A 19,815-nucleotide genomic window follows, 5' to 3' on the forward strand; every position below is an offset into this window, starting at 1 on the left:
GAACTGCGCGCGCGGGAGCGTTTCCATAACTCCTCCCGCGCTCAGAGTTCGGTACTCACCTATGCTCACCCGGCAAGGGATTCGCACGCGCATCACGGACCTCATTACGGATACCGACGCCGCGACGGTGACGCTCGTGAACAATCTCGTGAACGAGACGCACCACCATATCCTCACGCGGTGGCGATGGCCGTTCCTCGAAGTGATAGGGACGCGAACCACCGTGGCATCGACCGCCACGTACCGACTCCCGCATAACTACGGGAAGATGCTCCACGTCACCACGACGATCGCCGGCATTGAGTACCCGGTGGAGATCGTCGAGGACTTGAACCTCTGGCTCCACATTACCGCGCGAGGAACGAGCAATACATCAGAACCGCCGCAGTACGTCTTCCTTTCCGCAGACACCGCGGAGTTCTGGCCGGTGCCGTCGACCGCCGGACGGACCATCACGTTCTACTACACCCGGCGGGTCGTGGACTTTGCGAATGATGACTATACGACCGGGACCATTGATGCACTTGCGAACGGCGCGTCAGCAGTCACCGGAGCGGCAACCGTGTGGACCGCGGGGTTCGTCGGGCGGTATCTCCGCATCACGAGCAACGGATTCTGGTACGAGATCAGTGCGCGGACCTCGAATACCGCAATCACGATTATCAAGACGTACGCGGGGACGACCATCACCGCTCCTGGTGGGGAGGCGTACACCATCGGCGAGCTTCCGGTGATCCCCGAGGAGTTCCATGAGCTGCTCATCTGGCGCCCCGTTGCGTTCTACTACCTCCAGAAGGAACGGCAGGATCTCTCGCGGGTGTACTTCGACCTTTTCGAGACTGGGATGACCCGAATGCAACGGGAGTTCGGAACGAAATCGCACCAATTCGTTATCCCCCCCCGGGGGACACTCCGTGAGCAGTCGAGATTCATTGATCCGAATGACCCGCCGCAAACCGCAGTAATCACGTAGCGCTATGCCGACCGTGCTCATGGAGGATCAATTCTTCGGTGGGCTCTCGTCCGGCGAGAAGCGTGGCATCGTGGGCTCATTTGCGGCGGGTCGAAACCTCGACTACCGGACAGAGCCAGATCGGCTCTCCGTGGCGACTGCGACCGCGAACGATAGCGGTGTAGTCGTCACGGATCTCATCAAGTGGTTCCAGCCGACGAGCGGATCGGAGCTGTTCGCGCTCGGATCCACCGGCCAGCTCTACCGACGGACCGGCGGCGCGTGGTCGGTCTTCGAGTCCGTGGGTGGCGCGGGCCAGGGGATGACGATCTTCAATGACTATCTCTGGTTTGCGAACGCAACCGATCTTCGGCGGTACGGGCCGCTCTCCGATGGGCCGTCGAGTGCGCTCTTCGCCACACTGACGACCGACGCGGACTGGCACCCGATGGTGGAGTACCAAAACTTCATCTGCATCGGCGCCGGGCGGACGCTCACAACCGTCAATGACGCGGGGACGCGGGTCAATCAGTTTAGTTTCCCGATCGGCTGGCGGATCAAATCGCTCGCAGTGGTCGGCGATTATCTTGCCATCGGGTGTATGCGCGGGAGCGCAATCACGGACTTCGAGGATGGGTTGCTCGCGTACTGGGACGGGAACGCCTCGACGTACCTCTCGCCGGTCTGGGTGAAAGAGAGCGGGGTCAACGCGTTCATTGCCGATCAGAATACGCTCTACGTATTCGCAGGAACTGCCGGAAACGTGTACGCGACTGGCGCCATGGGCCGCCAGCTCGTGAAGGTGAAGCGTATCCCAGGGATCGTTCCGTCCTACGCAGAGGTATGGCCTGGCGCCGTCTCCCTCTGGAAGGGACTCATTCATGCGGGGATCGCCGGGACGACGAACTCCACGACGTTCTCGCAGGGCGTATACACGTATGGGGCCACGGACAAGAACTACGCACCGTCACTGAACCTGGAGTACACCGCATCGACCGGAACGGGGACGGGGACGACACTTCAAATCGGTGCGGTGCGTGGAGTAGACCCACAGAATCTATACGTCGGCGTTCGGGATGGCGTGACCTTCCGCATTGATCGCGTGACGGGCACAACCCCGTTCACCACTGCCACATATACCTCCCGTATCTACGACGCCAGCCGTCCGTTCGAGCGTAAGCTGTTCTCCGCTTTCCGGGTGAACTTCGCGCCGCTCGGAGCTGGGCAATCCGTCGCCATCGCGGTCGCCGCGGATCGCGCCGCAGCGTTCACAACCCTCGGGACAGAGGCAACTGCGGATACGACGACGCTCCGTGCGTCCACGAACATCAAGGCGTATGACATTCAGGTCCGACTCACGCTCACCGCTGGCGCTGCCGCTCCGCGTGTCCTCTCTTTTGCGGTGACGTACGATTTTGAGCCGATCGTCTAGGTATGGCGAGATCTCCCTCCATCGACATCGCGCGGTTTCCGGTGATCCCGGATGTACCGGTCATCTTCCAGGGTGTGCCGACGACGGATGGTGTCGCAGATGCACCGAGTTCGTCGTTCTCGACGCTCTCGACTGGCGGAGCGTTTACGACGATCAACAATGTGGTCGGCGGTGACGGATCACTCCGGTCCTCGAACTTCGTCACGGGAACGACGGGATGGCGTATTCGTGGGAACGGTGATGTGGAGTTCAATTCGGGAACATTCCGCGGCGCACTGATTGCCGGAGAGATTCATATTCCTGATCGAAGTATCACTACGCGGAGTTTTCACGTGAACACGTCGGGAACCATGTGGATCGGTGCCACGGAGGCAGACTTCGCTCTGAACAACAACAATGCGGAGTTCTACGTTCTGAACACCGGTGCGATGCGTGTGGGGACGACGGCGGCGTCCTTCGACTGGAACGTCACAACGACCGATGCGCTCACCATTCGAGGGAACAACGCCGCTGGTCCCATCATCACGACTATCAATGAGGCGACCTCCGGTATCCACATGGAGCAGTACAGCGCGAACAGCTCCGGGCCAAACGTGACATTCCGGAAATCACGGGGGACATTCGCGGCGCCCACCGCTGCATTGTTGAACGATACGCTCGGTTTCGTTGGTGCAAACGGGTACGGGGCAACCGGATTCCCTGCGTTCGGGACGTTCCAGGCGGCGATCACGTTCTCCGCAGCGGAGAACTGGACCGATGCGGCGCGGGGAACGTACATCGACTTTTCTACCACGACGGCCGGTGGAACCGCTCGACTTCTACGGATGCGCCTTGAAGCGAATGGGGACATCACGCTCTCTGACGGCACGGACATCACGCTGTCTGGGGAATCCGCTCGAACCGTAACGATGGCACGGTTTTCCATCGCAGGCGCTGGGAACAACCTCACCATCGGTTCTGGTGGGGCAGGATCGGGGACTGTGAACGGGAACGGGGGGACGCTGCTCTTGCAGAGCGGGATCGCAACTGGATCTGGATCATCGAGTATCGAACTGTACACGGCAACTCCAGGCGTTGCTGGAGCCGCCGACAATACGCCGTCAGTGAAAATGTCCATTCTCGGGAATGGGAATACGACGTTCACCCAGGCGGTCGTCCTCACGGGTTCTCCGACCGCGTTCACCATCACTGGTGGTGCTCACACGACGCTCACCGCATCGACCGAGGCAACGGATATCAACCTCAACCTGGCACGGACGGTTCAGTTTGCGACCGGTGCGCTCGCCACGCAGCGCGCGGTGCGCGTCCAGGCGCCGACGTATGCATTCGTCGGGGCATCGACGCTCACCACCGCGATAACGTTTTCGATCACCGGTGCACCGATCGCGGGGACCAATGCGACACTGACGACGAGTATCGCAGCGAATATCGAACAGTTTGGCGGAAGCTCCGAGACGATCAATGGGATTCGGGTGAACCAGCCAGGGATCGCCAACGGATTCGGCGCGGTCACCACGATCGCAGGACTTGATCTCCCGACCGCATCGATTGTGCTCGGGAATCAGACGGCGACCGCGACCGACGTGTTCGGTATTCGCCTCGGCATCCAGACGTATACATCGACCACACTCGTGCGGACGGTGACGAACCTCGCGACGTTCTACGTCGAGGGGGCACCGGTGGCGAGCACGAACGTGACGGCCACGAATGGTCCGTACGCGGTGTTCATTGACGGTGGGGTGTCGAGGTTCGACGGGAACCTTCTTGTCGGTGCCACGGTATCGCCGGCCGGGATGACCGGTCCGGGGGTCGCCATCAACCAGGCAGGTTCTGACAATGAGATTCTGACATTGAAATCTTCCGATGTTGCGCACGGGGTGACCACGCTCACCGAGACGGACACGTTTGGATTCTTCCAGAAAGCGAGTGCAACGAACGGTGGACTCTCCATTTCCGGGATCGGGAGTAGCACGACCGCAGGACTGAACGTCATCGGGATCCACGTCACCGCAGACACGACGAAGGCGAACGGCTCCACTGGTGCGGTCCAGGTTATCGGACAGCTTCGGTCGGGGACGACGACCGGATCGCTCGGCGCGAATGCGAATATCATCGTATTCCGAGACGATGGGACCGTGCGGTTCATTCTCGATTCCGATGGCGATTCTCACCAGGATGTCGGAACTGCCTGGACGAACTTCGACGAGCAGAACGATGTGGAACTTCTCACTCAACTCTCTGTCCAAGTTTCTAGACAGCACGATCCGATTCGTCTCCACTTCGCGGAGTTTCTTGATCGGAATCGCCGACGGTTGGAAGAACTCAAGCTCGTGACCTTCAACGAAAACGGGCATCCCTTCGTCAACTGGAGCAAGCTGAACATGCTCCTTGTCGGAGCGGTTCGACAACTGTACGGACGAATCCAACGCGTGGAGGAGGCGCAGACGAACGCATTACTTCCCCAGTGAGGAATCGCAGTGATCGTATGGCATTCTCTCTACAGGCAGCACGGGAGTTCCGAAACTTCAGCGGTGAGGACATCTCGACTCTCGGGTTCGAGCCGGTGGAGTTTGCTGTCGAGGGAAACCGTCTCGTCGTCCGCGGGGCATCGGGGCAAGACCGATCATTCAACGTTGGGAATAACGTCCAAGCACAGTACGACGCGGAACGACTCGCGCGTGCATTTAGTGTTCGGATGGTGACGCCAAACTTCACCACGGATTTTGGAACTGGCGCGCTCTCTTTCTCTCAGCGGATCGGCGCAGCGGGACAGCAAGGGATTCCCGCGGAACAGCAAGCACTCGTCCGACAGCAACTGGGAATGCCGGCAGCGCCGCTTCCCTCGGTTCCTCCACAACTCCCACCGCCTCAACCGGCGCTTCCTCCTCCCGCGCCGCCGCCGGCACCCGCATCACCACCGCCAGCACCGCCAGCGCAACATCGCCAGGCAACGTTGTACGGTCCAGCGGGGGAAAGGGAGGTCGTTGATGTTGGATCTCCCCGTGCATCGGAACTCCAATCTCAGGGATGGGGATTGACGAAGGGGAGCTACCGAGCGCCACCGACGTCAGCTCCAGCACCGCGTGCTCCGGCGCCGGCTTCCGTACCACCACGCGCAGCACCGACATCAGTTGCTGCGCCTCCTCCATCGCGTGCAGCGCCCGCACCAACGCCGGTTACCACGCCACCACCGGTTCCTCGCGTCACTCCCGCACCCGTACCAGCAGCAGCTCCTCCGAGGGCACCGGCGCCACCGGTTGCTGGTCCACGGATCACACCGGAAGAAGCAACCCGTCAGGGGTTGACGCCGGTCTCGGAGCCGTCACAGCTTCGCGGTCTCCGCGAGGAGCAACTCGTGCGAACGACGAGTCCACAGATATTCCTCAGGCCGATGGCGCAGCCAGGAGGTTCCGTATTCGGTGCTCTACCATCCCCGAGTGTACCGCCACCTGTCCTTGGAGCAGCGCCTACTGTCAGTATCCCACAGACAGAAATTACTGCTGAACAGGGTCGTTTCCCAGGACTCCCGTCTGATGTGGTGATTGGGAATATCCTGGAGCGGCAGAAGCAAGTTTCCACAGGCGCAACACCGGCGGGGATTCCCGCGCTCGATGTTGGTGGCGCTGCGGGGACGACGATTCCGACGCTCGCACTTCCGCAACTCCTCGGCATCACGGAACCGGAGGCACGAGGTGCGGCACGGACGGTCAATGAGGCGATCATACGGCGATTAGAGGGCGACGCAGCACCCGGAGGAGCACCGGGAACTCCTCCTGCGCCTGCACCGAGTCCTGCTGCTCCTGACGTCAATGCTGCCGCTGCGCCACCAGTGATTGGTGCGGATGATCCCGTGATGCGCGCGCTCACGGATCGGCTCAACAAGTTCCTGGACGCCGATCCGAATGCGGTGAGTCCACAATCACAGGCAATTCTCAATGCCATCCAACGGAGACAGGATCAGCTCACCGCAGACCTCAGGAGTTCACGAGAGCAGTTGGTGAGTGCAATCCAGCAGCGCCCATCGGCACTCGAACAGTACCGGCAGTTCCAGACGGAGCAGGGGATTCCGCAACTTCAGGCGGAGCAGCGACGGCTCGGGGAACTCGGCGTAGCGACTGAGGGGCGGTTGGAAGAACTCCCGGAGGAGGTGAAGCAGCGGGCGTCACAATTCCTCGTCTCCGCACCGCAGCTCACGCGGCTCACCGCGCGGGAAGCGGAACCCATTGCGAAGGTCCTCGCGCAGATCAACCGTGCGCGACAGCTCGGCGTGGAAGACCTCACACTCCGGCGTCAGTTCGCGGGAGAGCTCGCAAAGGCAGCCGGTGAGGATGCGGACCGCGCACTCCAGGCCATTGAGACGCGGCTCGGAGGCGTGGAACGTGAGGCGCAACTCACGCAGCCATTCTTCCAAGCTGAGATTGGTGCTCGTAAGGATTTCCTGGAAGCGGCGCAGCGGCGGCTGGAGAACCAGCAGAAGACCGCGCTTGATCTCCTCAAGGAGCGGCGACAGGATGCGGAGAACAGGGAAAAGAACGCCCTGGAACGATTGAAGTTTGCGGAGTCATTGGAGGACAAGAAGGTTGCACGCCGTGAGGCGATGGAGGATCGGAAGCTCACGCGAGAACTCGCCGCGCAAGAGAAAGAGACACAGCGCGAGTTTCAATCTCGAGAGAATGCGCTCACGCGAGACATCAACAAGACAAACGCGGAGGCGCAGCGACGAGATCGGGAGCAGGACAACGCGCGGCAACTCATGGTGACGTACTTGAGTACGAACAAGGCAATTCCGAAAGGGGTCGCAGAGAAGATCGCACCGATTCTCGGCATCCCGGTAAATGATCTCATCAACCTCTCGAAACAACGGCTCGGCGGTGGCGGCATCACGTTCACTACCGAAGAACGAAAGCTGCTTAACGGACTTGGAAGTGTTGCCGATGTTGATGCATCTTTACTGCCGCAGACACTCCAAAACGTGCTCGTCAATGTTTTGACTAAGGATGAAGCGGAGCAATTTTTCCGTGCCTGGAAATCCGAACAGGATAGGCGTGGCCAATCCATAGCACCGGAACTATACATTCGGGAATGGGCGCAAGCGCGGGACCTAGAGGAGGCGAAAAGAAAGAAGGAGATCAGGGAGGAGGTGAAAGGCGGTGTTGCGAATCCGTACCGATGATCCGCTATGGGGTTATTCGATCGTGTTCAGGGAGCACTCCGGGAACTTCGGCCGATGCTCCCGGAAATTCCAGGAGTATCAGTATCTTCACTGGGGCAATTCCGTGAGCGTCTTCGTCGGCGCGCGGAAGAACAGCAAGTGGCGCGTCGCCGGTTTAGTGGCCCGGAGGAGACAATTGGTGGGTTTGCCGTTAATATTGCACGAGCGCCATTCCGTGCTGCAGCAACCATTGGAACGGCGATCGGGAGGAAGCCGGCATTCACCCCTGGGGAGGGTATCCCGTCGCTGCTCGGTCGCATTGAACGCGCGCTCCTCGGTCCAGAGACGATTGGCTTCGCTGAATCGCAGCGTCGGTTTGAAGAAACAACGAAGGAACTCGGGCTTGCTCCAAAAACCGCGCGGGCGCTATCCTTCCCGGCGGTCATTGCAGGCCTTGGATTTGATGTCTCAGGATTCGGTGGTACAGAGAAAAGGATTACCGAACAACTCGTGAAGGCGAAAACGGTAGATGCGGTCCTCGGGGTTCTCAGAAGAACGAAAATTCCATCAACATTGAGTAGACGATTTGCTCAGGAGTTCGCGCAGGCAGAGACACCGGAAGCAGTACGCGAGACAACCGAACGGATGCTCACGACTGCATTGCCAGAAGAGAAGCTGACAATCGCCATTCGTGAAGCTGGACCGGTTCGGCGAGAGCAGGAGCTCCTGTACACACAGGAGCGCGCTCGGCGTGCCGCGCGTGTTGCAGAGATGGGGAAGCAGGTCCCCGGTGAGCGAGGATTCTTTGCTCAACTCGGTCAACTTAGGGGAGAGCTTCCGAAGAAACAATTTGCAGCAGTACGTGATAAGTTCACGCAAGCCGATGTGGATGCCATGTATCAGAAGATCGAGAATGCTCCACTGCTCCCATTCGAGAAAATCTCAACAAAAACTGGGCTTCAGAAACTCTTTGATGGCGTCGTTCCCGCAGAGGGCGAGCTCAACTCGCTCGGTGAAATCTTTTCAAAAGACCTCATGGATGCCGTGAAAACTAACGTGCCGTTGAGCACTCGGATCATAGCAACTATTGGTGAGGTGCTCAACATTCCACGATCACTCATGGCATCGCTTGATTTCTCCGCTCCGCTCAAGCAGGGCGTCTTCCTCATCGGGAGGCCAAAGCAATTCCTCCCGGCATTTACGGAGATGTTCAAGTTTGCGTTCTCAGAGAAAGCATACCAGGGGCTCCAGCAGTCCATTCGGGCGCGATCCACGTACCGCGTGATGGAGGACGCTGGTCTTGCGCTCACTGATCTCGGGAAAACGCTCACGAAGCGCGAGGAAGCCATCATGTCGAGTCTGCCGGAGCGTATCCCGGTCATTGGTCGGATCGTCCGAGGATCAAACCGTTCGTTTTCTGGGTTTCTCAATAAACTCCGCGCCGATACATTCGATGCGATCATCGGGGACGCAACGAAGGGAGGGAGACAACTTACTGAGCGAGAACTCCGTGATGTTGGGAAGTTCGTCAATGCGGCAACCGGACGTGGGAGTGCCGGTGCGCTCGAACGCGCCGCGCCAGTCCTCAATGCCATCTTCTTCTCCCCGAAGCTCCTCTTCTCGCGTCTCAACCTGATGAACCCGTTTTTCTACACGTCGCTGACTCCTCCCGCTCGAAAGGAGGCGCTCAAATCACTCTTCTCGTTCTCCGCGATAGCCGGGACCGTCCTCGGATTGATGAAGCTCGGTGGCGCAGAGGTAGGAACAGATCCACGAAGCGCGGACTTCGGGAAAGCGAAGTTTGGAGATACACGGTACGACATCCTCGGTGGATTCCAACAACCGCTCCGTACGGTGGGGCAGCTCATCTCCGGTGAAGTGGTGAGCTCGACGACCGGACGTACTATCACGCTCGGAGAGGGATACAAACCGTTGACGCGGTTCGATATTGCTCAGCGGTTCTTTGAGAATAAGGAATCACCGATCGCGTCACTCATCACGTCATGGCTTCGCGGGAAAACATTTACCGGCGAGGACTTCGACTTCCCAACGGAGGTGATATCACGATTCATTCCGATAGTCATGCAAGATATATACGATCTATCCCAGGACCCAGATGCGAAAAGCATTATGGGTGGACTTCCGGCAATTTTCGGCGTCGGTGTTCAGACGTACGGCACGCAGGAACTTGTGGAGGGGAAGAGCAAGATCGGTGAACCAACGCTCCAGGTGCGCCCGGTACAAGAACTCTCGAGGCGTATTCGAGAACTTGTACTCGGACAGCTCCCACTCGGGACCTCAAAACGGTTCAGCGTAGAAGCATATCTCGATCAGCTCGACCAACTCCCGAAGCAGGAAGCTGCAGACATCTTCGACAAAATCATTGCGGGAAACCCAGAACTTGCGAAGGAAATCGAGCGGATCAAACGAGAAGAGGACGAGGGGATTACGGTTCACGACCGCGATCTCAAGACGAAGGGCGTTGCGTCGGGCGATCGCGCTATGGCGATCAAAAAGGAGCTTGATGCGTTCAAGACGGACGAGGAACGCGCGAAGCTGTGGGATGACTATACGAAGAAGCGAATTATTACAGAGGAGGTTGCTCGGCAGCTCAGTATTCTTATAAAGGGGAATAGGCATGTACTCACCACTCGCTGACGCCATTTCCACAGTAGGGGTGCTCATGACCATCTACGGTATCTACCTCTCGTTTCGGAAAGAGTAGTCCGATCTAGGGGTTTAGACAGGCAAGAAAGTCGTCCTTGCGCCCACGACGTAGGCATGGTAGTGTGGACATGTCGGGATGGGAACCCGACATCCAACAAGATAACCATCAGACCACCATTATGAGCGGGCTAGGGGCAACCCGGTCCGACGGTGTGACCCGATGGTTATCCGGGCCATACTTGCCCGTTCATATTGGTGGTTTTTGTTATGTCGACGAAATGCAAATATGCGGAGTGTAACGCAGAGGGTCCGTTTCGTGAATATGTAGGATTTTTCCCACAAGAAATCATCACCCGTCTCCACGAAGACGATCGAAGACTTCCCAAGTACGGATTCCACTACGGGATCGACTGCACCATCTGTGGACGGTGGCAACGATGGCTACCGCAGGAGGATGCACGTATGCTTGGGGTAAAATTTTACCGCAATCCCACACTCCTGTGACCCTTCTCGAGAACGCGATTCGATACCTCAAGATGGGTCTTCCGGTATTCCCAGTGGGATGGGATAAGAATCATAAGAAACGAAAAACTCCACTCGTTCCGTGGAGGGGATACGCCACAGCACTTCCGAGTGAGGACGACATCCGTCACTGGTGGACGAGATGGCCCGATGCGGGGATCGGGCTCGCGGTCGGGAAGCTCACTGGATTTCTCGTCATAGATGCAGAGCACGATGCGGATATGTCGCTCTTTCGTCTTCTCGACATTGAGACCCCGCGCGTACGAACAGGTGGTGGCGGATGGCATTTCTATTTCAAGAATGAGACAACTGGGAATAGTGTCGGAAAAATTGCGCCTCGGTACGACGTGAAGACCGAGGGGGGGTATGTGCTCCTTCCACCGAGTCCACACGACTCCGGTGGAACGTATGCGTGGGATATCCCTATCGGTACCGTTACTCCTGCTTCATTGCCTGAGACGATCAGAGCGAAGATCATCGGAACGCACGAGTCGAAAATCCCCGAAATCCTCAGTAGAAATACCCCGCAAGGATCACGGAATAACACTGCCACGAGCATCGCAGGGATGCTTCTCGGGGAACACCGCATGGACCGCTGGGAAAGCGTCGTCTGGCCGCTCCTGCAAGCGTGGAATACCACGCATGCAACACCACCTCTTGGGAATGATGAGCTTAAAACGGTGTACGAATCCATTGCAAAGACCGAGAAGACGCGGCGGGCGCGAGAAGGCGTCATCGAGGGGAATACGCCAATGATCACCGAGGGAACGTACGCCCCAATGATTGTTGAAGACAGAGACACCGTCGTTGTACAAATCCCCGTTGAAGACGGTCTCGTGTTCTTGCGTTTTTCAGACGTGGAGTTCATGAAAAACCATACCATTGACGCGGTGCTCTCCGTGGAGCTCATCACTGCCGGGGGAACACCACGAGCGTTTGAGGGGAGAATCAATGTACTCTCACTTTCCGCACGTGAAGGGTTTGCCCGTGCACTCACAAAAACATTCGGGAGGAATGTCGCATGGGACCTCATCCTCTCTCAAGCTGCATCAGCGCTCAAAAAACACATTGAGCATAAGGATACGTCGTGTTGGTTCGAAGATGCTCCAAAGGAAGCGGTGGGGTATCTCCTAGAGCCTTTCATCGTTCTCGGTGCGCCGAATCTTTTTTTTGGACGTGGGGGATCAGGCAAAACATTCATTACGCTCCGAATTGCGTACGCGCTCGCAACGGGTACCCCGTTTCTCGGAATGACGCCGGCGGCTCGAGTACGAACGCTCTTTGTGGACTATGAATCAACCAGTGGGACGCTCGCGGACCGTCTCGAGCTGATTCGCGGTGCTCCTAATCTCGCCGATACACCATTCGACGACGGACTTCGTGCGCTCCGATACTACTCCCCGAGCGGTATCCCCATCGCGGACTGTCTGCCTGCGCTCAAGAGAATTATTGCGAAGCACGACATCGGCCTGATCATCGTGGACTCCGCTGCGCTTGCCTGTGGTGGAGAACCAGAGAAAGCAGAAATAGCCATCCGGTACTTCAACGCACTCGCTTCCCTCAAGACAACGTCTCTCACCATCGCCCATGAGACAAAACAGGAGAATCACGCGTACGCCTTTGGATCGGTTTTCTGGGCAAACTCTCCTAGGAATATTTGGAATATCGCCTGTACACAAGAGCAGGAAGATCGAGTTCTTCATAGCGGGCTCCACCATCGGAAGGCAAACGATGACCGCAGGAGAGCGTCATTCGGATGTCGTATCTTTTTCGGGGATGGTTTCGTGGACATGGGCTACGAAAACCCAGCCATGAACTTCCCGAAAGACGCATCGCTCGTCCAACGGATTCGTTTGGCACTTTCGGATGGACCGAAAGATCTTGCGGGTATCGCGACGGTGATTTCGGACGCAAAAAACGCCTCATTGAAGAACGCGCTAACCAAAGGAAGTATGAGGAATCTGTGGGGTAATGTTGACGGTGTCTGGCGGCTTTTTTCAACAACCGTCAGTCACCAGGGTGGTGACTCACTTGACACGGAGTCACCAGGGTGGTGACTGGGTGGTGACTCATCCGAAGATTTAGCTATAATTAGCCGAGAATCGAGTCACCACCCTGGTGACTCGATTCTCGTCCGGTCATACCTCACCTATAGAGAGTCACCACTAGTGACTCTCTATAGGGTGGTGACTGGTGACTCGTTCGGTATAAACCTACGTTTGTTGGAAAAAACTGACACTATTATGGATCGCGTGACCTGCCGTACGCCATGAGCGTACGGTTGCGCTATTGATACGCCGCATTGACCTCAAAACGGCACGCTGTTACGCTGGGAGTATATGCCGGAAAAGAAAGCACCGCAGGTCCAAACGGCGGAACTTACCATCGCTGATCTCGTGGCTCGTGGGGCATCACCGGAGGAGATTCTCAGGTTTGCTCGGGCGACCGTCACCTCTCCAGGAGGCCGCGCCGTTGCCAAGAAGAAAGGCCATATGGCCAAGCTCGGGCGACTCAGTGGGAAGGCAAGGAGGAAGAAAGCCGCTCAATAAGAGCGGCTTCTCGTTATCCAGTTATCCACATTGACAGGAACGACACGCCGTTGTATGCTGTGGATAGAAAGGTTAAGACTACACCACGTGAAAGTAGATATATCGATGATGATGTATCGAGAAAATACTGAAAAACTTATATGAACGACTCATTTGAAGATCACGACTGTCACGCCGGACCGGAGGACGGATGTCTCCACCCGTCGCACCGGCAGGATGACGAGGATGCAGCGAATGAAGCGTATGAGGAGGCGATGGCTGAGCGCTATCTCCCGATCGTGAAAAATCGCCTCCTCTCGGAAGGATGGCGACCACCGGAGCACTCGATTGAGGCAGCAGCGCGAAAGGAGATCGAACGTTTGTCGGTGATGGCGATCCCTTTCTGATATGCAGATCATCCTCACCATCGGAGGCATCATCGGAATAGTCGTCATGATGATTGCGCTCGCGCAACCGAGGATACACGAGATTTCTTTCGTAGAACTCAATGGCATCTCCCGTCGTACATTCGAAAGAGAGATTGATCTCCAGCTCGAGCGGATGTGGCAACGGATACGGGTGGTTCAGGCAACCGTTACCGCGTACTCCTCAACGACCGATCAAACAGACCGTACACCGTTTGAAATGGCGAATGGGCAGCTCGTCCACGATGGTGCGATCGCATGTCCTCGCCGGTATCCGTTCGGGACAACGGTGTACATTGGAGCGAAACGGTACACATGCACCGATCGCATGAGCCGTCGGTACGATGATCGTTTCGACATTTGGTTCCCGACTCGTTCCGCAGCGCTCGTATGGGGGAAGCAGGAACGGACGGTTTTTATCGCGCAATGATCGTATGGCGGAAAATCTCCCAACGGATATACAGGAACGACTCGATGCGTACATTGAGCGCGTCAAAAAGATTCCATGGTTCCAACCCAAAAAAGGCTGGAAGAAATCGGAAGCGACAAAACTGGTAAAGATCACGCTTCGTGCATTCGGCGTCGATGCGAAGATTGAGTATCGAAAACTAGAATCGCCTGATGATTGGGCTGGTGCGTGGACTGCGACGTGGGATGCGGCGCGGGATGCGGCGTGGACTGCGGCGCGGGATGCGGCGCAAGATGCGGCGTGGGGTGCGGCGTGGGGTGCGGCGCGGGATGCGGCGTTGGGTTCGCAAGAAATTATCGTGTCTGATCTTACCGAGTTTCGGAGTAAGTACAAAAACGGAGCATTCTTGCTCCTCATTCCTCTTTGGGAGATGGGACTCTATCCGATCGGCATATGCGACGGGAAATTTGTGATATATGTCCCGAAAGCATGATGTGCGTCTTCCTTGATATATGTCCGCACACGATCCACTCACGCTCAGCCAACGGTCGTCCATTCTTGATCGGCTCTTCCACGACGTGATGGATCGCGGCACGCATGAACGGTGGATGGATCGCGTACCCGGGGATTCCGTCACGAAACGGGAGGAACTCTACCGCGTCCTCGGCGCGTTGACGAAGGAACGAGCGAGCTGGCTCATCCAGGCGATTTTGAACCGGAATCAGGACTACGTGTTCACGCAACTCGCGCAACTCGGGTACTTCGATGCCATCGAACAGAAAGAAAGACATGTCCATCTCGTATGATGCGAGCGATACGATGCGCAGAGGTCCATGCACGACGTGCATCCGTGGGTTGCCGTTCCATGAGCGTGAGGGCGATGCACGGTACGCCACAGAACAGTTGGAACTACGGCGGATCACAAACGAACACGTCACGTCATTCGTACTTATGAAAGAAGACGGAGCTATTTTTGGATGTATAGATCACAAATGGAACGCCAACGCAAAACCGGACCGATTGATCCGAAAGGATCATTGACCGCGATGCAGTGAGGCGGAGATATATGGAGACGCAAGCAGAACCAGTGACGGCAGCGGTCGTGCCGTCGGAAATCATGCACTCGATCATCGTTGAGCGCGCACCGGATCTGGTGCTCGCCGAGGCCAAGCACGCATCGATCGCGTTGACGGAGGTCATTCGTCAGAAACCGAAACAGGTGAGATTCGGAGGAGAACAATACCTTGAGTTTGAAGACTGGCAATTGCTCGGACGGTTCTACGGGCTCTCGGTTCGTATCGTGGAATCGTCGGTACGGTACGTCGAGTACGGAGACGTACACGGCTTCGAGGCGACGGCGGAGGTGCTGCGGAATGCAGACAGCGCGGTGATTTCCGCGGCCTCGGCAATGTGCTTGAACGACGAGCAGAACTGGCGGAGCAAGCCGCTCTTCCAACTCAAGAGCATGGCCCAGACACGTGCGTGCGCTAAGGCGTTCCGCAACGTACTCTCATGGGTTGCGGTGCTCGCTGGATTCCGGCCTACCCCCGCAGAGGAGATGGATGGCGTATTCCCTGCGGAGCCATTCCCGACCAAGAATCCCGCACGGAAGGCCCCACAAGGCCCTACAATGCCTCTAGAATCAACGGAAACCCATCAGAGCACCGATGATGCTATTCGGGAGGTGTTTCCAGTGGCGGAGCCTGTAGCGCCTCCTTCAATGGCCAAGAAGCCGATAGAGAAGATCGTCGCCAATTGTGCGCAGTGTGAAACGGGGATTACGGATGCCGTACTCCGGTACTCGCAAAAGAAGCATGGGAGACCACTTTGTTTTATTCATCAAAAATCCATGTCCTAGTGAGTTATGTATTCTCAGTGATGTATGGGTATCTTTTCTGAAATAAAGAAGGCAGTATCGAAAAGGAAGGTAGGGACCTATCGTTCAATGAGTGGCAATGGGTTCGTTCAAGTCATTGATGAAGGTTCTATTACATTCCAAGACGGAACAGTCATCGGAAGAACTCAAAAAGTAGATACGCGCGAGAGTAAAAAACCAATTGAGGTGTGGGAGTTATTGAAGGATCAAACCGAACCGATCGTAGATACCTCTAATCTTGTTCAAAAAATCAAAACCATCAAAAAGCGTATCAAGATACTTGAAGATCATGTCAGTATTTTCGATCTCAATGCCGAATATACGGTACTCGGGTTCCTCGAAGCGAGGAAGAAATACGATACCTATAAGCATCTATTCTCGTATCCCACGACGCATGAACAAGCAATCCGTAATCTCTGCGCAACGTATCGCTTGAAGATTGTACCCGTTACTCAATACTCAGGGACGATGCCAGAAGAAGCAATCGACGAATTACTGACGTTCAAGCACTCATGCCTCAAAATCCGTAAAGATAAACCAGTTGTCCGGCTCATCGTACAAGACTTTGATCCAAAAACAGAATTGAAGAAACGGGATCCCATTCTCCTCGTTTCTTCACCATTCGGGAATTGGGACTACGTCCTTGGTGCATGGGATAAAGAAGTGCTCATCGTTGATGAGTTGATATACATGGGAAAGTAGTGTTATGCACTACACGACGCATTTCAGTACGAAGGAAACGCCGCAGAGTGAACGAATCCCCGGATCATCACAGGTGGAGAACTCCACAGGTGGGTTCTCTTGGGCGGTGGATGATTGGATGCGACTCGATCGGTTCCTCGTTCTCGGTTCTGAAGGTGGAAGTTACTACGCGAGCGAACGAAAACTCACCGTGGAGAATGCCGAAGCGGTCATGCGCTGCATCGTACAAAATGGGGTTCGCGTGGTCCAAAGAATCGTTGAGGTAAGTGACTCTGGGAGAGCACCAAAGAATGATCCGGCACTCTTCGCACTCGCCATGGTCGCAGGAACGGGAAATCCCGAGACGCGAAAGGCTGCGCTTGCGGCATTACCGAAAGTTGCGCGTATCGGGACGCACCTGTTCACCTTTGCAGAGTATGTGCAAGCGTTCCGTGGCTGGGGTCGTGGACTCCGAACCGCAATCGGAAACTGGTACACGCAGCAGACCGTCGATGATCTTGCGTATCAGCTCGTGAAATACCGACAGCGGAACGGATGGTCGCACCGCGATCTCCTCCGGCTCGCGCATCCGAAGAAACTCGGTGCGCATGATCTCCTCTTCCAGTGGGTGACGCAAGGAAAGCGCGGTGACGGCATCCACGACCTCGTGGAACAGTTCGCGCGTCTCCAAGAGACGAAGACGGAACACGATGCGGTGGCAATCATCGAGGCGGACAAACGCATTACGTGGGAAATGGTGCCAACGAAACTTCTTGGTAGTGCGAAAATGTGGAACGCATTGCTTCCGCATATGCCGCTCCACGCGATGATTCGGAATCTTGGGCGTATGAGCGCGAATGGATTATTGAAACCAATGAGTGTATCAGCGAAACTCGTTGGAGAGAAACTCGCAAATAGAGATCAAATCGTGAAATCTCGATTGCATCCCATCGCAGTACTCACCGCGCTCCACACGTACAAGAATGGTCGCGGGAATCTCGGGAAGCTCGAATGGGAGCCCGTAGAATCCGTCTGCGATGCGCTCGATGATGCGTTCTACGCTGCATTCGGAAACGTAGAGCCATCTGGGAAGCGGATGCTCCTCGCGCTCGATGTCTCTGGTTCGATGTCAGGTGGAGCAGTTGCGGGTGTAAAAGGTCTCACGCCGCGTATCGCATCCGTAGCAATGGCAATGGTGACTGCGAGAACAGAACCGCAGTATCATGTCATGGCGTTCGCCAACGGTTTCGTCCCATTGACAATCACGAAGAAGGAAACGCTTGATGCGGTGATGCGGAAGGCCGATGCGCTTTCGATGGATGGAACCGATTGCGCGCTCCCAATGCTCTGGGCGCTCAAAGAGAAGATTTCTGTAGATACATTTGTGGTGTATACCGACAGTGAAACGTGGGCGGGAAATATACATCCGAGTCAGGCGCTTGCTCAGTATCGGAACGCGATGCAGATTCCCGCGAAGCTCGTCGTGGTAGGGATGGTATCTAATGGGTTTACCGTCGCAGACCCAAATGATCGTGGGATGCTTGATGTCGTAGGATTTGATATCGCAGCACCGAACCTCATCACGAATTTTGCCAAGGAGTGAATATCCGTGGGTCGGAGTACAAGGGTTATCATTGTAGTAATCCCTCGTGCAAAGTTCATCCACGGTTATTGGAAAAAATCTTCGGGCCGGCGTGTGTTGGTTACCTGTTTATACCCGATGCACGATTTTTCGTCCGAAGACTGATTCGGTAATGAAGAAGGGAAAACGGGGAGAGAGCGAGCATTATTGAGCGGTATATGGCGAAGTACTAGACGTACTATGTAAGGGAATCGTGAGACACGAATGAATGCCGCGGATGAGAGGACGAGCAACAGATTGAACATGCTCACCTAGTTCGCTGAAAGACGTGCAAGGATTGTGACCTACATCGCTATCGCCAAAGCGCTCCGTCAGAAGATGCACGGGTGGAAGTACTGCTCGCCGTACACGTACAGCTGCTATCAGTGCGCGATGTGGTATGCGTTGAGTGTGTTAGAACACGCGGCGGATTTGGAGAAGTTCACAGCAGAACGGAAGAGGAAAACAAGATGAAGAGGGAATGAATATGCTCACGAAGGAACAGCTCAATGAGATTCGGGAGCGCTCCGTAAAATCATGTAAACAGAGTTGAGACTCACCATTTCAATGAATAAGTACCGAGCGATATGAATAACGAGCGCATAAAGAATAAATACGGAAACATACGTACGGAAATAGACGGCAAGGTTTTCTCGAGTAAACGGGAAGCGGAAGTCTACCGTGAACTTCAGTCCTGCCGGCGAGCGAGAAGGAACGATCAACGAGTCGTAGAAATACAGGTTCACCCCAAATATCCGTTCATCATCAACGAGAACAACATCGGGATTTACACGGCGGATTTTTGGGTGAAGTACGCGGATGGGCACGAGGAAGTTATCGATGTGAAGAGTCCGGTTACCGCAAAGCTCAAGGATTTCCGGCGCACCATGAAGCTCATGCGCGCGTTCTACGGAATTGAGGTGCAGGTACGACAGTAAATGGAAATACGTTATGACGACCTACCGACATGGAGATCTCCTGGTGCGACCGATCGGGTCGATTCCCGAAGGAGCAACGGAGAATACGAAAGGAGATGCGCACATCCTCGCGTACGGTGAGGCAACGGGACACCGACACCGTATCGCCGATCCGCGTCCCGACACAGTACGATTTTTCACGACTCCCGATGGTCGCGCGGTCATGGAGGTGTTCCAACCGGTCGAGCTCGTCCATGAAGAGCATAAGACGCTCACGATCGCACCCGCGATCTACGAAGTCGTGCATGAGCGAGAATACGGCTACTTCGTGCAATCCGTTCGGCAAGTCCAAGATTGATATGGCGAAAGGACTCATATGGAAAAACGATGGAGAACGCGCGCGCGGGTTCACCGATGCGACGCTTGCGCTCATCAAGCGCATGGAACGTGTGAACCTTCGGCGTGGATGGCCACTCCAGAAAGAGGAATGTGAAGCTGCGATTGCGGAAGCATATCGGATTGCTGGTCTATCGACGCCAAAATTTGATTGGCGATTCGACGTGACCGATACAGGTTTCGGAAAAGCTGCGGGGGCTGCGGGGGCTTCGGGGGCTGCGAGGGCTGCGTGGGCTG

General features: G+C 56.1%; 18 protein-coding genes. 16 read left to right on the plus strand and 2 right to left on the minus strand.

Features of this window, described 5'->3' with window-relative positions:
- Positions 1 to 61 precede the first annotated feature (61 nt).
- The 3 genes from QME66_05495 to QME66_05505 are packed head-to-tail and all read left to right on the plus strand — an operon-like array spanning position 62 to position 4,852.
- A complete protein-coding gene (locus QME66_05495) occupies positions 62 to 973 on the plus strand; it encodes a hypothetical protein (protein ID MDI6808420.1) in 912 nt (303 codons plus the stop codon).
- Positions 974 to 977: 4 nt separating this feature from the next.
- The gene (locus QME66_05500; GenBank protein MDI6808421.1) at positions 978 to 2,384 is read left to right on the plus strand and encodes a hypothetical protein; all 1,407 of its coding nucleotides are present in this window, start codon (positions 978 to 980) and stop codon (positions 2,382 to 2,384) included.
- 2 nt (positions 2,385 to 2,386) lie between these two features.
- Positions 2,387 to 4,852 carry a hypothetical protein gene (locus QME66_05505; protein ID MDI6808422.1) on the plus strand — a complete coding sequence of 822 codons (2,466 nt, stop codon included), beginning with the start codon at positions 2,387 to 2,389 and terminating at the stop codon, positions 4,850 to 4,852.
- A 243-nt stretch (positions 4,853 to 5,095) separates the two neighbouring features.
- On the opposite strand, the gene QME66_05510 is transcribed toward QME66_05505, so the two are convergent.
- Together QME66_05510 and QME66_05515 are read right to left on the minus strand one after the other, a co-directional pair.
- On the minus strand, positions 5,096 to 5,446 hold the full coding sequence (locus QME66_05510) for a hypothetical protein (protein ID MDI6808423.1): 351 nt from the start codon (positions 5,444 to 5,446) through the stop codon (positions 5,096 to 5,098).
- Positions 5,433 to 5,591 (minus strand): hypothetical protein, encoded by a 159-nt coding sequence (locus tag QME66_05515; protein ID MDI6808424.1) that lies wholly within the window; start codon positions 5,589 to 5,591, stop codon positions 5,433 to 5,435. The genes QME66_05510 and QME66_05515 overlap by 14 nt, the downstream gene beginning before the upstream one ends.
- Positions 5,592 to 5,739: 148 nt before the next feature.
- Between QME66_05515 and QME66_05520 the strand changes: the two genes are divergently transcribed.
- From QME66_05520 to QME66_05580, 13 genes are all read left to right on the plus strand, one after another.
- Positions 5,740 to 7,557: a hypothetical protein gene (locus tag QME66_05520; GenBank protein MDI6808425.1), complete on the plus strand. Its 1,818-nt coding sequence runs from the start codon at positions 5,740 to 5,742 to the stop codon at positions 7,555 to 7,557.
- 138 nt (positions 7,558 to 7,695) lie between these two features.
- Complete coding sequence (locus QME66_05525) at positions 7,696 to 10,194, plus strand: hypothetical protein (GenBank protein MDI6808426.1); 2,499 nt, start codon at positions 7,696 to 7,698, stop codon at positions 10,192 to 10,194.
- Positions 10,195 to 10,640: 446 nt separating this feature from the next.
- On the plus strand, positions 10,641 to 12,782 hold the full coding sequence (locus QME66_05530; protein ID MDI6808427.1) for a bifunctional DNA primase/polymerase: 2,142 nt from the start codon (positions 10,641 to 10,643) through the stop codon (positions 12,780 to 12,782).
- A gap of 282 nt (positions 12,783 to 13,064) precedes the next feature.
- On the plus strand, positions 13,065 to 13,274 hold the full coding sequence (locus QME66_05535) for a hypothetical protein (GenBank protein ID MDI6808428.1): 210 nt from the start codon (positions 13,065 to 13,067) through the stop codon (positions 13,272 to 13,274).
- 140 nt (positions 13,275 to 13,414) lie between these two features.
- Positions 13,415 to 13,660 carry a hypothetical protein gene (locus QME66_05540; GenBank protein ID MDI6808429.1) on the plus strand — a complete coding sequence of 82 codons (246 nt, stop codon included), beginning with the start codon at positions 13,415 to 13,417 and terminating at the stop codon, positions 13,658 to 13,660.
- A gap of 1 nt (position 13,661) precedes the next feature.
- The gene (locus QME66_05545; protein ID MDI6808430.1) at positions 13,662 to 14,108 is read left to right on the plus strand and encodes a 3D domain-containing protein; all 447 of its coding nucleotides are present in this window, start codon (positions 13,662 to 13,664) and stop codon (positions 14,106 to 14,108) included.
- 4 nt (positions 14,109 to 14,112) lie between these two features.
- Entirely contained in the window at positions 14,113 to 14,580 is a 468-nt protein-coding gene (locus tag QME66_05550; protein MDI6808431.1) for a hypothetical protein, read from the plus strand.
- 115 nt (positions 14,581 to 14,695) lie between these two features.
- On the plus strand, positions 14,696 to 14,893 hold the full coding sequence (locus tag QME66_05555) for a hypothetical protein (protein MDI6808432.1): 198 nt from the start codon (positions 14,696 to 14,698) through the stop codon (positions 14,891 to 14,893).
- Between the two features lie 260 nt (positions 14,894 to 15,153).
- Positions 15,154 to 15,945, plus strand: a complete 792-nt coding sequence (locus tag QME66_05560; protein ID MDI6808433.1) for a hypothetical protein — start codon at positions 15,154 to 15,156, stop codon at positions 15,943 to 15,945.
- A 24-nt stretch (positions 15,946 to 15,969) separates the two neighbouring features.
- Positions 15,970 to 16,665 (plus strand): hypothetical protein, encoded by a 696-nt coding sequence (locus tag QME66_05565; GenBank protein ID MDI6808434.1) that lies wholly within the window; start codon positions 15,970 to 15,972, stop codon positions 16,663 to 16,665.
- A gap of 4 nt (positions 16,666 to 16,669) precedes the next feature.
- The gene (locus QME66_05570; GenBank protein MDI6808435.1) at positions 16,670 to 18,247 is read left to right on the plus strand and encodes a TROVE domain-containing protein; all 1,578 of its coding nucleotides are present in this window, start codon (positions 16,670 to 16,672) and stop codon (positions 18,245 to 18,247) included.
- A gap of 605 nt (positions 18,248 to 18,852) precedes the next feature.
- Positions 18,853 to 19,203, plus strand: a complete 351-nt coding sequence (locus QME66_05575; protein ID MDI6808436.1) for a DUF1064 domain-containing protein — start codon at positions 18,853 to 18,855, stop codon at positions 19,201 to 19,203.
- 284 nt (positions 19,204 to 19,487) lie between these two features.
- Positions 19,488 to 19,815 (plus strand): hypothetical protein (locus QME66_05580; GenBank protein MDI6808437.1); only part of this gene is annotated, 328 nt, incomplete at its 3' end.

The organism is Candidatus Eisenbacteria bacterium (assembly GCA_030017955.1).
Classification (GTDB): Bacteria; Eisenbacteria; RBG-16-71-46; order JASEGR01; family JASEGR01; genus JASEGR01.

Bases quoted from the DNA above. Each gene is read 5' to 3' on its own strand.
- QME66_05495 (MDI6808420.1), top strand. From the start codon at position 62: ATGCTCACCCGGCAAGGGATTCGCACGCGCATCACGGACCTCATTACG.
- QME66_05500 (MDI6808421.1), top strand. From the start codon at position 978: ATGCCGACCGTGCTCATGGAGGATCAATTCTTCGGTGGGCTCTCGTCC.
- QME66_05505 (MDI6808422.1), top strand. From the start codon at position 2,387: ATGGCGAGATCTCCCTCCATCGACATCGCGCGGTTTCCGGTGATCCCG.
- QME66_05530 (MDI6808427.1), top strand. From the start codon at position 10,641: ATGGCTACCGCAGGAGGATGCACGTATGCTTGGGGTAAAATTTTACCG.
- QME66_05535 (MDI6808428.1), top strand. From the start codon at position 13,065: ATGCCGGAAAAGAAAGCACCGCAGGTCCAAACGGCGGAACTTACCATC.
- QME66_05540 (MDI6808429.1), top strand. From the start codon at position 13,415: ATGAACGACTCATTTGAAGATCACGACTGTCACGCCGGACCGGAGGAC.
- QME66_05545 (MDI6808430.1), top strand. From the start codon at position 13,662: ATGCAGATCATCCTCACCATCGGAGGCATCATCGGAATAGTCGTCATG.
- QME66_05550 (MDI6808431.1), top strand. From the start codon at position 14,113: ATGGCGGAAAATCTCCCAACGGATATACAGGAACGACTCGATGCGTAC.
- QME66_05555 (MDI6808432.1), top strand. From the start codon at position 14,696: ATGGATCGCGTACCCGGGGATTCCGTCACGAAACGGGAGGAACTCTAC.
- QME66_05560 (MDI6808433.1), top strand. From the start codon at position 15,154: ATGGAGACGCAAGCAGAACCAGTGACGGCAGCGGTCGTGCCGTCGGAA.
- QME66_05565 (MDI6808434.1), top strand. From the start codon at position 15,970: ATGGGTATCTTTTCTGAAATAAAGAAGGCAGTATCGAAAAGGAAGGTA.
- QME66_05570 (MDI6808435.1), top strand. From the start codon at position 16,670: ATGCACTACACGACGCATTTCAGTACGAAGGAAACGCCGCAGAGTGAA.
- QME66_05575 (MDI6808436.1), top strand. From the start codon at position 18,853: ATGAATAACGAGCGCATAAAGAATAAATACGGAAACATACGTACGGAA.